Below are 14,910 nucleotides of genomic sequence, written 5' to 3'. Positions count from 1 at the left end.
AAAGCGCGCCGTAATAAAATTTACTCAACTATTCGATATATACCCAAATCGTTCGCATTTCAAACAATTAAAGCCTCTTACACCTAAACGTGGTAGGCTCATTACCCTTAATAAATATTTTAGACTTATCTTAATTTCTGTATCCACAACATCATAAGTAAATGTTATAATCCAATTCACGTTATTAGTTTATTTTATAATTTGAGCACACTCAGTAAGGAATAGAAATGCTGTCAGGGTTATTGATTATCCTACTTCCACTTTTTGTAGGATATTTGATTAAGTTAAACCGCCCATTGCTTCATCTAGCAAACCGCCTACTTAGCGCGATGGTTTACGTTATCCTATTTCTAATGGGCGTTAGTTTAGCCATGCTAGATAATATTGGTGAAAACTTAGTCTCCATTCTTGCTTATGCCAGTGTTTTCTTTTTATGTACCTTTGGCGCAAACTTAGTGTTCTTATGGTTACTCGATAAAAAAGATCCTTGGCATGTGCCTGCTCATAAGCAATCCAAGCCTCCATCACGCATCAAAATGGTGCTCGAATCACTGCAACTATGCGGTGTTGTCGTTGTGGGTTTTTTTGTGGGATTAACTGGCTGGTCAATTTTTCATTACGCCTCTCATGCCAGCCAAGGCGCGCTTATCTTCTTACTTTGGTTAGTAGGGTTACAATTGCGTAATAGCGGAATGAGCCCAAAACAAATTTTAATTAACCGTCGAGGTACAACAGTCGCGGTAGTAATGGGCGTTAGCGCCCTTGCAGGTGGAGCTTTAGCCGCTTATTTACTGGGATTACCTTTGAAAATGGGATTAGCAATAGCATCAGGTTATGGCTGGTATTCTTTATCAGGCATTGTCTTAACAGATGCATTTGGTCCCGTTATCGGGAGTACCGCTTTCTTTAATGACTTAATGCGAGAATTAGCGGCAATCATGCTTATTCCTATTATTGTTAATCGTTATAGAAATACAGCATTAGGGATTTGTGGTTCAACATCAATGGACTTCACCTTACCTGTTTTACAACGCAGTGGTGGTGTTGCCATCGTTCCCGCAGCTATTGTGCATGGATTCGTGTTAAGTTTAATCACACCAATCTTGATGGCGTTCTTTACTTCATAGAAAAATCAGTAACAATAGAACGATAACGTTCTCTTTTTACAATGGATTAACAATGAATCAACAACGTGTATTAGTACTTGGTGCCAGTGGACATATTGGTCAAAATCTTATTCCAGCTCTGATAAAACAAGGTCATCAAGTCACGGCAGGTGCCCGTAGAATTGACTGGATGATGTCTCAAGGTTGGGAAAATACACGCTGTATTTTTGTCGATCTCCACAATCCTGAAACACTTAAAAAGGTGATGCAAGATACCGATATTGTCTATTATCTTGTTCATAGTATGGGAGATGCGCATAATCTAGTTGAACTAGAGCGTCAAGCTGCCATAAATGTTGTTGAAGCACTTGAAGGCTCAAACGTTCAACAAATTATCTTTCTAAGTGCCTTACAACATGAAGATCAGCAATATTCACCTCATCTTATTGCACGAAAACTTACAGGTGAAGTTTTAAGAACCAGCACTATTCCTGTAACAGAAATCCGTACCTCAATGATTGTAGGACCGGGTTCTGCTGCCTTTGAAATTATGCGTGATATGGTTTATAACCTTCCTATTCTTACGCCACCTCGCTGGGTTCGTTCAAAATCCTCCCCTATTGCCTTAAAAAACTTAATTCACTATTTAACGGAAATTATTCATCACCCTACACATCAGCACCGAATTTTTGATGCTGGTGGCCCTGAATACATCAGCTATCAAACCCTTTTTGAGCGCTTCATTAAAATTTCAGGTAAAAAGCGGATGCTAATCCCTATTCCGATGCCAGCTAGTTTAATTTCGGCAGGGTTTATCAGTATGATAACGTCTGTGCCCACCTCTATTGCCAAGGAACTGATCCAAGGGCTTAAATATGATCTCCCTGCCAACGATGCGCCATTACGTAAACTTATTCCTCAATCTCTAATTAAATTTGATGATGCGGTAAAAGAAACACTCGCTGATGAAGAAGCGGCTTTAGATAACCAAGATTGGGGTTACTCTTCGGCTGTCCGTAGTCGCTGGAAACCCGGTTATGGTTATTACCCTAAAAATGCAGGCTGCACAGTATCCACACCTGCAAGCGCGGCATCCCTTTGGCATACAGTGCAACAAATTGGCGGAGAACAAGGCTATTTCTATGGTAATGCGCTATGGAAAACACGCGCCATTATGGATGATATCGCTGGAAATAAAGTCAATTATGGGCGCCCATCAAGAGAAACATTAGAGCTTGGCGATATGATTGACGGCTGGCGAGTGATCAAACTTGAGCCTGAAAAACAGCTCACACTGTTATTTGGAATGAAAGCACCCGGTTTAGGCAGACTCTCTTTTACGATCCACGACAGTGGTAATCTTCGTTCAATAGATGTTCGTGCTTGGTGGCATCCCGCAGGATTTAGTGGATTACTTTATTGGTTTGCCATGATGCCAGCACACTTATTTATTTTCAAAGGTATGGCTAAAACAATAAGTACTAACGCTTACAAACTGGATAAAAATTCACCTAACAGTGAAAAAAAATAGCCGAATTACCCATTTTTACGTAAAAAAACCACTTTATTATGCAGTTTTAGTTGCATAATTATTCTTACCGTTTTATTATTTGAACCAGTTAATGACTATTCAGAAAAAACGCATGAGTATTCAATTAAAAAACATAAATTGTTTCTACGGTTCGCACCAAGCACTCTATGATATTAATCTAGAATGCTCTGCTGGTGAAACAATGGTTCTATTAGGACCAAGTGGTGCAGGTAAGAGCTCACTAATGAGAGTTCTTAATTTATTAGAAATGCCACGTTCAGGCGAATTAGAAATTGCGGGTCTACATTTTGACTTTAGCCAACAACCCAACGCAAAGGCAATTCGTTCATTACGTCAAAATGTGGGCATGGTATTTCAACAATACAATTTATGGCCACATTTAACGGTTCTTGATAATTTAATTGAGGCACCTTGCCGTGTATTAGGTTTATCAAAACCACAGGCCAAAGAAAAAGCAATGAAATTACTTGAACGTTTACGTTTAAGTGAATACGCAGAACGCTTCCCACTGCATTTATCAGGGGGACAGCAACAGCGTGTTGCTATTGCTAGAGCATTAATGATGGAGCCTCAAGTTCTCTTATTTGATGAGCCAACGGCAGCATTAGATCCTGAAATTACCGCTCAAGTTGTTGATATAATTAAAGAGCTTTCTGAAACGGGTATTACACAAGTGATTGTGACCCACGAAGTTGAAATCGCACGCAAAGCCGCGAGCAAAGTTGTATATATGGAAAACGGCCGTATTATAGAGCAAGGTGATAACTATCGTTTCACTGCTCCACAAACGGAAGCTTTTGCTAATTACTTGTCACACTAAATCAGGATCAGACAATGAAAAAAATATTATTTGCAGCACTTCTGACCAGTATTACACTTTCTGCAACTGCGGCTGAGAAAGAGACAATTCGTTTTGCAACGGAAGCAACGTATCCTCCATTTGAAATGATTGATGCGAATAATCAAATTGTGGGATTTGACGTTGATTTAGCGAATGCAATGTGTGCAAAAATTAATGCTGATTGTACCTTTACCAATCAGTCATTTGATAGTTTAATTCCTAGTCTGAAATTCCGTCGTTTTGAAGCATTAATGGCAGGCATTGATATTACGCCAGAGCGTCAAAAACAAGTTGATTTCACTGATTCTTACTATGATAACTCAGCAGTATTTATCACAGTAACAGGTAAAATCTCTGATGTTGCAAGCCTAAAAGGCAAGCAAATTGGTGTGCAGAATGGGACAACCCATCAGAAATTCATCAATGAACAACACAAAGAGATGAAAACGGTTCCTTATGACAGTTACCAAAATGCAGTATTAGATCTGAAAAATGGTCGTATCGAAGCTATCTTTGGTGACACAGCTGTTGTTAATGAATGGCTGAAAAAGAATCCTGAATTAGGTATTGTAGGTGACAAAGTTGCAGATCCTAACTATTTTGGTACTGGTCTTGCAATCGCAGTAAGAAAAGGCAATGCTGATTTACAAGATAAATTAAATAAAGCATTAGCTGAAGTAAAAGCTGATGGCACCTATGATGTCATTTATAAAAAATGGTTTGAATAACGATATTTCAATAACAACAATAGCTTAATAGATGAATGAAATAACAACTCTAGCAGGTGCGGCCGTCACAACGGTCTCACTTGCTATTTCTGCTCTTATTATCGGATTAGTTCTTGCCATGCTGTTTACAGCTTGGGAATCCGCGAGATGGAAAGCCTTTGCTTTCTTAGGAACATGCTGGGTAACACTAATTAGAGGACTACCAGAAATGCTGGTGGTTCTTTTTGTCTATTATGGTACCTTGCAAGGTGTCATGATGCTAATGGATGGTATTGAATTAGGTTCATTCACCTTGCAAATTGATTTTGGTGATACTGAATCTTTACCTTTCTATTGCGGTGTTATCGCCCTTTCACTTCTTTATGCTTCTTATGCTTCACAAACTTTACGTGGCGCATTAAAAGCTGTACCAACAGGACAATGGGAAGCGGGTCAAGCATTAGGCATGGGGCGTATTACTATTTTCTTACGTTTTATTATGCCTCAAATGTGGCGTCATGCTTTACCAGGTTTAGGTAATCAGTGGTTAGTTCTATTAAAAGACACCGCGTTAGTCTCATTAATCAGCGTCAATGATTTAATGCTACAAACACAAAGTATCGCCAATAGAACTCAAGAGCCTTTTACTTGGTATAGCATTGTTGCTCTGATTTATTTAGCAATTACATTAGTCAGTCAATATATCCTGAAATGGCTAGAAATGAGAACGACTCGATTTGAACGGAGTGCCTCATAATGTGGGATTATATTGTTGATATTTTACCGGGATTACCAACAAGCCTTTCATTAACTTTTGTGGCTTTATTGGTAGCATTTACTTTATCGGTATTAATGACCTTTATCTTGGCATTAAAAACTCCCATCATTACCCCGATTGTAAAAGCTTATATTACCTTATTTACTGGTACGCCATTATTGGTGCAGTTCTTCTTAATCTATTATGGTCCTGGGCAATTTCCTGCGTTGAAAAACTTCCCGTTGATTTGGGAGTTATTATCAACACCATGGTTTTGTGCAATGGTCACATTAGCATTAAATAGTGCGGCTTATTCAACCTTACTTTTCTATGGTGCTGTAAGAGCTATTCCGTCAGGACAATGGCAATCTTGCCAAGCGCTAGGAATGTCACCAGTACAAACAGCAAGAGTGATATTACCTTACGCATTTAAGCGTGCGCTTTCATCGTATTCAAACGAAGTAGTCTTAATATTCAAAAGTACCTCACTTGCCAGTACTATCACCTTACTTGAGTTAACAGGTTATAGCCGACAAGTCTTTGGTCAAAGTTATGATGTGATGGTTTTTGTTGCCGCAGGTATTATTTATCTGTGTATCAACGGAATACTGACACTTTTAATGAGATTAATTGAGAAAAAAGCCTTAGAGTTTGAACATCGTAATTAAAAACGCGTAAGCCGAACTGTCGATATAAAAACACCCCAGCAGGTTATGAACTGCACCCCAAAAGTTGGACACCAACTTTGGGGTGTTTTTTATGTCAGAATAAACAACAAATACTTGTTCTATTCTTGTGTAGCCTGTTTTTCCATTAACGCTTCTTTGTGGCTTACTCGATAAGCATTCAACGCTAATAAACTACCGAGTAACATCACAATAGCTAACGCTAATTTAGGTTGTACTGGTGAAGCCAATGCCGTTAAACCAAAGACGGCACCACCTGCCATTTGAATAAAACCCACTAATGCAGAGGCAATACCTGCCGTTTTTGAATAAGGCTCAAGCGCATAACTTGTCGCGGGTCCCATAATAAAAGCAAGACCAGCACATGCACTTGCTACAGGAAGCATATAGATCAACCAATGATTTTGCATTTCGGCAGGAATAAACAACAAGCCACCTAATAAGCTCACACAGCCTAATCCCATTAATCCGCTCCCTAAGATCAAACAAATAGGTCTGCCGACACGGTGAATAACGCGGTTCGCATAAAAACTGACAAACATGATCCAAAAACCATTTACACCAAAAACAATAGAAAAAATCAGTGCTGATAATTTTGCATCTTTCATCAATACAATTGGGGCAAATGACACATAGGTTAATGCCATCCCCATTGTGCCCGCATTCACTAAAGCAAAAGTCAAAAAGCGTTTACTGCATAAAATCTCAAGGTATGTTTTACCTAATTTTTGTTTTGATTGAGCAGTATTTTCAGGCTTTGTTTCTGGTAAAAAACGCGCAATTAGAATTAAAACAAGTATGGAGTAGAAAATTAAAAATCCGAAAGGAGCACGCCATCCCCAATATTCTGCCAATAATCCACCTAATAATGGTGCCAATGCAGGGATAATATTTAACGTACCATTTAAAAAACCAAAAACGCGGGCAGCTTCATTACCATTAAAACAGTCACGAACACAGGTAAAAGCGACAACAGAAGTACAGCACACAGCTGAAGCTTGTAATAATCGTGAGATAATAAAAAGCGTTGAGTCTGTCGAAATCGTTGCAATAACAGAACCCACAATATAGATAAGTATCCCCGCGATAGCGATTGGTTTACGGCCAAACTTATCCACTAAAGGCCCTGATATAAGCTGCCCTACACCTAGGACAAAAATAAATAAAGCGATAGTTGATTGAATAAGAGAGACACTACTTCCTAAATCTTGAGCAATCGCAGGTATCGTCGGTAAATAGAGATCGATCCCCAAAGGCCCCAATAACACCATCACTAATAACAACGCTTTTAAGTTCTGCATAAAATAGAATGCCTATCTAATAAAAAAGAAAACGCCCGATGTTATCCATCGAGCGTTAAATGCTTATTTATACTAACACTCAATCACTATTTTGTAATAAATATCTTAGTTGTCTTGTAATACCAATAACGTAAGCACTTCATAGTGAGAAGTATGAGGAAACATATCAAATAATTGCACTCTATCTATCTGATAGTGAGAAAGTTGCTGAATATCTTTTGCCATGGTTTGAGCATTACAACTTGAGTAAAGAATAAAGTGAGGTTTCATTTTATTTAGATAACCGCATAACGCCTCACCAATACCTCTCCTAGGTGGATTCACAAGTACTAATTCAGGAACAGACTCTTTTGCTAATGCATAGCCCGTTGAATCTAACGCTTGGAATTCAACATGTTCTAGCCCTAATTCCTGAGCTGATAAACGCGCACATTCAATAGCTTCTGGACTAATTTCAATACCTGTTAATTGGGTTGATTTATCCGCACAATGCAACCCAAACCCCCCAGATCCACAAAACATATCCCACAGATGCGTGATATTTAATTCTCTTACCCAACACCCAGCAGTAGCATAAAGTGATGAGGCAACTTCTGGATTAGTTTGAAAAAAGCCTCTTGGACGAATATGCAATGGAATTTGGTTAAATGATTCATCCAAGAACGTTTTTTCAGTCAGAATAATTTCTTGCTCGCCTTCCAAAATAGCCATATGGATAGGTTGAATATTCACGGAGATAACGGCTAATTGAGGCAATTGCGCTTGTAACCAAGGAAGTGCTTTGCGAAGTTGTTCTAGTTTTTTTTCTGAGCGCAAAACAAAGCGCAACATCATGGTGCTATTACTTCGACTCTCAGTTAATAAAATAAACTTGAGTTCACCGCGGCGACGTTCGATGTCGTAAGGAACTAACCCTGCTTTTGCAATAAATGTTTTTAGAACAGGAAACACGGAGGCAAAAGAAACTGGGTACAGTGGACATTCGCATAAATCGACAGCAACACCATCTTTAGTTTTTAAACCTAAGACGGGTCTTTCGACACTCCCGCTGACGACCATTTTTGCTTTATTACGAAATTGCGCCTGTTGGCTTTCAACTGGCGCTAATTTATCAAAAGCATAATCTTCTGGAAGTAATGCTAATAGGCTGTGCTGTTTTTTCTTGATTTGTTCAGGATAAGCAAGAGAAAGCCACTCACAAGAATGACATTCACCCGCACTAAATCGTGCGCATTGCATAAGATTTTGTAACCGTTATGGAGATTAATATTAATGTACAGTATAGGAGGAGTCAGTTGATGCGCTGTTTATCTCAACATCTTCTTCCTCATCTTCTTCGTTTTCACTTTCTTGCTTTTCGCCATACAAGAAACCGTTATTAAAAATTTCGCTGACGACTTCAGCAGATTGCTCTTCTGCTTTTTGTAAGAATAGGTCAAATTGATTAAGTGAGATACCCGCAGCAACTGGGAATGATTGGCAGAAAACTAATTTTGGTAAGTTCTCATCACTAATTTCTAGAAATGTTTTAATAAATAAAGAGCTTGCATTAATTTGGCTTAGATTTGCCATTAAAGGCACTATTGCTGACGGTTTTAGCTCAGCGATAGCGGTAAATACAAGTACATCCTCAAGAATATCAATTTTAGCATCAAAAATGCCACTGATATATTGAAGATGCGGTAAATGTAACGCCTGACAAGAGTCACATTCATAATAAGCAATCTGTAGTTCATCAAGCCAAGACTTTAGCTGATCCAGATCGGTAGTCACAACAGCGTTCATTCAAATAACCTTTACGCGCAAAAAAAAGAGTGCCTTTTGGCATTGGCGCTATTTTGCCACTTTTTCTATCTTGAAGGCACTAATAAATAGAAAAACTAAGAAAATTAAGCCAATTTACACATTGGATTTTCTTAGTTTCTAAGATATTTTGAGGAAAAACAGATAGCTATTCTTCGTTATTCTCTTTTTTCTTTTTATTATTTAGGGATTTATGGTCAATCCCTAAAAAAGTTAATCGATAAATAGCACGCCATACAATATGGATAGCTGGCGGGATCATGCAGATAACCCCTAAAACAACCAACGTTAACTGTCCTGTATATGTTCCTAGCCACTGCGGAGAGGTCATATATTGGTTGATATAAAGATAAGCAACCACCAATAGAATAATCCCAATTATTTCAATGATGATAATGGGTTTTGGCATATCTGACAGTGATTTCATATCTCGATTTGAAGGCTTTTCCATCATTTCTCCGCTAAATGCTGTGTTGCAGTCCTATCTCATTATTCGGCAAATTGGTATAATTTATCACACTAAAAGGCAATAACTGTTTTTGTTTAGCCTAATAAAAGGGCATAGTAACAACCAATAGAAACTATTATGCCTGAATTTTATTTCCTCAATAAGGAGTGTCGTATGTTTGTTGTCATTTTTGGTCGCCCAGGTTGCCCATATTGTGTTCGTGCGAAACAACTGGCTGAAACTTTGTCTGAAAAACGTGACGATTTTGATTTCCGCTATGTAGATATTCAAGCTGAAGGAATTACAAAAGCTGATTTATCTAAAACTGTCGGTAAACCTGTGGAAACTGTGCCACAAATTTTTATTGATGAGAAACACATTGGTGGTTGCACAGATTTTGAAGCTTATGCTAAAGAAAATTTAGGCATCTACAACTAATTTAAAAGCGCTAAAACAGTTTATTTATCAATATGTTTTAGCGCTTTCTCTTTTTGTATCATCCATCTTTTCTCTATCATCTCACTCTTTCCAAAAAAAAATTCTATTTTTTTTCATTAGTCAGCGAACTTTCTTTCTAACCCGTAGTCTGAATTAGTGCCACTGCTTTTCTTTGATGTCCCCAAATATTGAGGAGCCCGATAGTTTCAACCCTTTTGGTGAAATAGCTGTCGGGTTTTTTATTGCTTGAAATTTAGTAACACTCACCTTGCAATGTCACAATAATACGACGATTACCACCGTGATTACGATGTTCACCGAGATAAATCCCCTGCCAAGTCCCTAAATTCAGCTCACCTTGACTAATAGGAACCATGACACTTTGTCCAAGTAAGCTACTTTTAATATGCGCGGGCATATCATCACTGCCTTCATAAGTGTGAAGATAGTAATCTTCGTTCTCTTTTACGTTTTGATTAAAGAAGTTTTCAAAGTCACTTCGTACTGTTGGATCCGCATTTTCATTAATCGTTAATGAGGCCGATGTATGTTGAATAAAAAAATGAGCAATTCCGATTTTATATTGTCTTAGTTCTGGTAATTCTTGAATCAATGCTTGTGTAATTAAGTGAAATCCTCTAGACCTTGCACTAAGGACTATATTTTTCTGGAACCACATAAAGTTATACCTCGTTGAAGATAAGAAAAAGAACGATGTAGGAGCAATAACATAAGCGCAATACTCTTTTTAAGAGTGCTTTAGCTCAGTTTTGTATAAAACTGGCAAATCTTTTAAAAAAGCACAATTAAATAAGAAAAAAACACTTTACCCCTATTACTCCCTCATTTACCCTTAAAAACTTGCGTATTATGCATCATAAACATCGCTTATCAGTACGACATGTATGGAGCCTACTTTGCTGGAACAATTCAATTTAGCCGTATTTTCAATGATGAATGCAACACCTGCGGCATCTCCTTTAGAAATCGGTACGGCGATAATTATTGCTAAGTACCTTGTCTATCTTTTTCCGTTATCTTTAGTGTTCTATTGGTTATGGGGTAATGAAAAATATCTTAGCCAGCAAAGAACATTGGTATGTAAAGCGGCTATCTCTTTAGGTATCGCACTTTCTATCTCTTGGGTGATTGGTGCTATTGCTCCTCATGAACGCCCTTTTGCAGCTAACATTGGCTACAACTTTCTTGATCACGATGCAACACCATCATTCCCAAGTAACCATGGTACGTTTGTTTTCACCATTGCTTTAGCTTATCTCTTTTGGCATAACAGCAAACGTATTGGCTATATTATGCTCGGTTTAGGACTTGCGATTGCTTGGGCGCGTATCTATCTTGGCGTACATTGGCCAATCGATATGATTGGAGCTTTTATCGTTGCTCTACTTTCTTGTGGCCTTTGCCAGATCTTCTGGTCTAAAGGTGGAAATATACTCCAAAAATGGGTACAACAGCTCTATCAGCTCTGTTTTGCTTATCCTATTCGCAAAGGTTGGACAAAGGCATAACCTTTCTTATACCGAAAAAGACCACATTTATTGTGGTCTTTTTTATATTTAACTTAAGTGAGACCGCCCTTCAATATATTAATATATAAATAAAAATATTCTCTACTATTATAGTATTTGTCCAAAAAAATAAATATGTTGTTATTTTAATCAAAATGAAACTTTTATATTCGTTATATAACAACCTACCAAACTCATTTATTAACAAATTCATTGTCGTATTTATAAACAATATTCTACTTATAAATGAAATATAGCTATATACATTTCATAAAATAAAAGAAATTCATTAATAAATAATCATATTGCATTGTTTCTATATTCTTTTGTCTAGTTTTAAACATTAATTAGAGAAAATAATTTATCATTATATTTCAATTAGATATGTGGTTAATGTAATGTTTTAATTGTAAACAAAAATAACCTAGTTGATTTTAATCATTTATTTTCTAGTTAATAAAAATACCTAAAAATAATCATTAACATATGAATATTTAAGTATTTAGCTTTATTTTGTATTTCCTTTAAAATTGGAAAGTTATTTCAAAATGTTTTAAAAACCGCCTCGAAAAACACAAAATATAAAAAATGTTACATTTTCAGGTTTTTCAGTTATATTTAGCATTTGAGATGGTGATCACGGTAGTTTATCCTGAAAAACACTATATTCTGCACCTCTTAAGTCTGGATATAAACTTATTGAATATTTTTTCAAATTTTGGAAGAGTCTAATTCTTTTGAAATTTAAAGATTTTGTATGTGGTAATTGAAGATATTGAGATAACACCAGGTACTCAATGCACTCATTTATTCATAATTAAATTTATGCCGTGATTATTTCTAAAAAGAAATACAATCGCGCTCTTATTTTTATTCATTATTTTTTTTACCGCGTTATTTCGGAGAGTATTATGGATACAACCAAAGTTGGTTCTATCGCGTCGGGTAACACCCAAGGTGATTACAAAACATGGCGTAAGTCAGATACAGTATGGATGTTAGGTTTATACGGTACGGCTATCGGTGCTGGCGTTCTATTTTTACCTATCAACGCAGGGATTGGTGGTTTAATTCCTCTGTTGATCATGTTAGTACTTGCATTCCCAATGACCTTCTTTGCACACCGTGGTATGTGCCGCTTTGTGTTATCAGGTAAAAATCCAGGTGAAGATATCACTGAAGTTGTTGAAGAACACTTTGGTAAAACAGCAGGTAAATTAATCACCCTGCTCTATTTCTTCGCAATTTATCCTATTCTATTGGTTTATAGTGTTGCTATCACCAATACAGTAGAAAGCTTTATTGTGAACCAAATGCACATGTCTGCACCACCTCGCGCAATTTTATCGTTGGTACTGATTGTCGGTATCATGTCGATTATTCGCTTTGGTGAACAAGCTATCGTTAAAGCAATGAGCGTTTTAGTGTTCCCATTTGTTGCTGTCCTGATGGTCTTAGCACTGTATCTGATCCCAGAGTGGAATGGTGCGATCCTTGATACTCTCTCTTTTGATCACGCAACAACATCAGGTATGGGTCAAGGCCTATTAGTAACCCTATGGTTAGCTATCCCTGTAATGGTGTTCTCTTTTAACCACTCTCCAATCATCTCTGCGTTTGCTGTTGCAAAACGTGAAGAATACGGCGAAAACGCTGAGAAAAAATGTTCACGCATTTTAGCTTATGCGCACATCATGATGGTTATCACTGTAATGTTCTTCGTGTTTAGCTGTGTATTTAGCTTAACACCAGAAAACTTAGCAGAAGCAAAAGCACAGAACATCAGTATTCTGTCTTACCTTGCTAACCATTTTGAAGCACCTGTTATCGCTTATATTGCTCCATTTATTGCTTTCGTTGCGATCACTAAATCTTTCTTAGGTCACTACTTAGGTGCTCGTGAAGGTTTCAACGGTTTAATCATCAAATCACTGCGTGAAAAAGGTAAAACAATCGAAAAAGATCGTTTAAACAAAATCACTGCACTGTTTATGCTGGTTACAACTTGGATTGTTGCAACATTAAACCCAAGCATCTTAGGTATGATTGAAACATTAGGTGGCCCAATTATCGCAATGTTACTGTTCCTGATGCCTATGTATGCAATCCGTAAAGTACCAGCGATGAAGAAATACCAAGGCCATATCAGCAACGCATTCGTTGTAATTATGGGTCTTATCGCAATCTCAGCAGTTTTCTATAGCTTAATTAGTTCATTCATGGGCTAATAAAGCACCTGATGGCTACTTTCATAAAAGAAAGTAGCCATTACAGCTTTAGACTTCAAAACTGACACTTCTCACTCTAATAATCACACAGTTGCGCCTTTAAATTAATTAGGGAGGCGAATATTATGGTTAGCGTCTTTGATATTTTTAAAATCGGTATCGGCCCTTCAAGCTCACACACTGTAGGTCCAATGAAAGCAGGTAAAGAATTCGTTGATTTACTTGCAGAAAAAAATCTCCTCTCTTCTGTTTCCCGCGTTATCGTTGATGTTTATGGCTCTTTATCTTTAACAGGTAAAGGTCACGCAACGGATATTGCTATTATTATGGGACTCGCAGGAAATTTACCTGATACTGTCGATATTGATTCTATCGCCCCGTTTATTAAACAAGTAGAAACAACTGGTCGCTTAATGCTGGCAAATGGCATAAAAGAAGTCGATTTTCCTGTTGAAGGCGGTATGAATTTTCATAAAAACAATCTACCCCTTCATGAAAATGGCATGACCATTACCGCTTATAACGGTGAGCAGGTTTTATTGAAAAAAACCTATTATTCTACTGGTGGCGGTTTTATTGTTGATGAAGAACATTTTGGCCAACCTGAAGAAAATGCAGTTCAAGTTCCTTATCCTTATCAATATGCGGCTGATTTACGTCGCCATTGCAAAGAAACAGGCCTTTCTTTATCAGCATTAGTGATGCAAAACGAATTAGCATTACGTAGCAAAGAAGAAATTTCGGCTCATTTTGCGGCTGTTTGGGAAGTAATGAAGTCAGGTATTGAGCGCGGTGTAAATACCGAAGGCTTATTACCAGGGCCATTACGTGTACCTCGCCGTGCTTCTGCATTACGCCGTATGTTAGTCACAGAAGATAAAACGACAACAGATCCAATGACTGTTGTTGACTGGATTAATATGTTTGCCCTTGCCGTGAATGAAGAAAATGCGGCTGGTGGACGTGTTGTCACAGCACCAACAAACGGTGCCTGCGGCATTATCCCAGCAGTATTATCTTACTATGATAAATTTATTCGCCCTGTAAATGAAAACTCTTACACTCGCTTTTTCTTAGTTGCTGGTGTTATTGGTTCACTTTACAAAATGAATGCATCTATCTCGGGTGCTGAAGTCGGTTGCCAAGGTGAAGTCGGTGTTGCTTGTTCAATGGCAGCAGGTGCATTGACTGAACTCTTAGGCGGTAGCCCAGAACAAGTTTGTATCGCAGCAGAAATTGCGATGGAGCATAACTTAGGGCTTACTTGCGACCCAGTGGCAGGACAAGTACAAGTTCCTTGTATTGAACGTAATGCTATCGCAGCCGTACAAGCTGTAAACTCATCTCGTATGGCTTTACGTCGTGTTAGCGATCCTCGTATTTGTTTAGATAAAGTCATTGAGACAATGTACGAAACAGGGAAAGACATTAATGCTAAATATCGTGAAACCTCTCAAGGTGGATTAGCCATTAAAATTTCTTGTGACTAAATCTGAAAGTCTGAAATACAGATA

Annotated in this window: 15 protein-coding genes; 10 read left to right on the top strand and 5 right to left on the bottom strand. The window is 37.7% G+C overall.

Going from position 1 to position 14,910, the window contains the following annotated elements:
- Positions 1-227: 227 nt before the first annotated feature.
- The 6 genes from ACNART_RS07215 (at position 228) to artM (ending at position 5,631) form a co-directional block, all read left to right on the top strand.
- A complete protein-coding gene (locus tag ACNART_RS07215) occupies positions 228-1,127 on the top strand; it encodes a lysine exporter LysO family protein (RefSeq protein WP_368927116.1) in 900 nt (299 codons plus the stop codon).
- 52 nt (positions 1,128-1,179) lie between these two features.
- On the top strand, positions 1,180-2,637 hold the full coding sequence (locus tag ACNART_RS07210) for a DUF2867 domain-containing protein (protein ID WP_416303485.1): 1,458 nt from the start codon (positions 1,180-1,182) through the stop codon (positions 2,635-2,637).
- A 112-nt stretch (positions 2,638-2,749) separates the two neighbouring features.
- A complete protein-coding gene (artP, locus tag ACNART_RS07205) occupies positions 2,750-3,478 on the top strand; it encodes an arginine ABC transporter ATP-binding protein ArtP (RefSeq protein ID WP_109373499.1) in 729 nt (242 codons plus the stop codon).
- 14 nt (positions 3,479-3,492) lie between these two features.
- On the top strand, positions 3,493-4,227 hold the full coding sequence (gene artJ, locus ACNART_RS07200) for an arginine ABC transporter substrate-binding protein (RefSeq protein ID WP_023581291.1): 735 nt from the start codon (positions 3,493-3,495) through the stop codon (positions 4,225-4,227).
- A 31-nt stretch (positions 4,228-4,258) separates the two neighbouring features.
- The gene (gene artQ / locus ACNART_RS07195; protein WP_198620486.1) at positions 4,259-4,963 is read left to right on the top strand and encodes an arginine ABC transporter permease ArtQ; all 705 of its coding nucleotides are present in this window, start codon (positions 4,259-4,261) and stop codon (positions 4,961-4,963) included.
- On the top strand, positions 4,963-5,631 hold the full coding sequence (artM, locus tag ACNART_RS07190; RefSeq protein ID WP_196533029.1) for an arginine ABC transporter permease ArtM: 669 nt from the start codon (positions 4,963-4,965) through the stop codon (positions 5,629-5,631). The genes artQ and artM overlap by 1 nt, the downstream gene beginning before the upstream one ends.
- A 119-nt stretch (positions 5,632-5,750) precedes the next feature.
- Here artM and ACNART_RS07185 read toward each other — a convergent pair whose 3' ends face one another.
- The 4 genes from ACNART_RS07185 to ACNART_RS07170 all read right to left on the bottom strand — a co-directional run bounded on the left by ACNART_RS07185 (position 5,751) and on the right by ACNART_RS07170 (position 9,204).
- A complete protein-coding gene (locus ACNART_RS07185) occupies positions 5,751-6,950 on the bottom strand; it encodes a multidrug effflux MFS transporter (RefSeq protein WP_349443165.1) in 1,200 nt (399 codons plus the stop codon).
- Between the two features lie 105 nt (positions 6,951-7,055).
- Positions 7,056-8,189: a 23S rRNA (uracil(747)-C(5))-methyltransferase RlmC gene (gene rlmC / locus ACNART_RS07180; RefSeq protein ID WP_368927120.1), complete on the bottom strand. Its 1,134-nt coding sequence runs from the start codon at positions 8,187-8,189 to the stop codon at positions 7,056-7,058.
- Positions 8,190-8,219: 30 nt separating this feature from the next.
- Complete coding sequence (locus ACNART_RS07175) at positions 8,220-8,735, bottom strand: YbjN domain-containing protein (protein ID WP_109373494.1); 516 nt, start codon at positions 8,733-8,735, stop codon at positions 8,220-8,222.
- A 166-nt stretch (positions 8,736-8,901) separates the two neighbouring features.
- The gene (locus ACNART_RS07170) at positions 8,902-9,204 is read right to left on the bottom strand and encodes a YbjC family protein (RefSeq protein WP_196533025.1); all 303 of its coding nucleotides are present in this window, start codon (positions 9,202-9,204) and stop codon (positions 8,902-8,904) included.
- Positions 9,205-9,375: 171 nt separating this feature from the next.
- Here ACNART_RS07170 and ACNART_RS07165 point away from each other — a divergent pair, with 171 nt between their 5' ends.
- Positions 9,376-9,639 (top strand): GrxA family glutaredoxin, encoded by a 264-nt coding sequence (locus tag ACNART_RS07165; protein WP_036912158.1) that lies wholly within the window; start codon positions 9,376-9,378, stop codon positions 9,637-9,639.
- 253 nt (positions 9,640-9,892) lie between these two features.
- On the opposite strand, the gene ACNART_RS07160 is transcribed toward ACNART_RS07165, so the two are convergent.
- Positions 9,893-10,318, bottom strand: a complete 426-nt coding sequence (locus ACNART_RS07160) for a secondary thiamine-phosphate synthase enzyme YjbQ (RefSeq protein WP_198626152.1) — start codon at positions 10,316-10,318, stop codon at positions 9,893-9,895.
- Between the two features lie 238 nt (positions 10,319-10,556).
- Here ACNART_RS07160 and ybjG point away from each other — a divergent pair, with 238 nt between their 5' ends.
- The 3 genes from ybjG (at position 10,557) to ACNART_RS07145 (ending at position 14,886) form a co-directional block, all read left to right on the top strand.
- Positions 10,557-11,168, top strand: a complete 612-nt coding sequence (gene ybjG, locus ACNART_RS07155; protein WP_198620482.1) for an undecaprenyl-diphosphate phosphatase — start codon at positions 10,557-10,559, stop codon at positions 11,166-11,168.
- 911 nt (positions 11,169-12,079) lie between these two features.
- Complete coding sequence (locus ACNART_RS07150) at positions 12,080-13,396, top strand: HAAAP family serine/threonine permease (protein ID WP_160230107.1); 1,317 nt, start codon at positions 12,080-12,082, stop codon at positions 13,394-13,396.
- 125 nt (positions 13,397-13,521) lie between these two features.
- On the top strand, positions 13,522-14,886 hold the full coding sequence (locus ACNART_RS07145) for an L-serine ammonia-lyase (protein WP_198620481.1): 1,365 nt from the start codon (positions 13,522-13,524) through the stop codon (positions 14,884-14,886).
- The last annotated feature ends 24 nt before the right edge of the window (positions 14,887-14,910 follow it).

It is taken from the genome of Proteus sp. LHD240705, assembly GCF_047921555.1.
Classification (GTDB): Bacteria; Pseudomonadota; Gammaproteobacteria; order Enterobacterales; family Enterobacteriaceae; genus Proteus.
The sequence above is the reverse complement of the archived record's forward strand: the minus strand, read 5'-3'. Positions and strand labels throughout refer to the sequence as shown.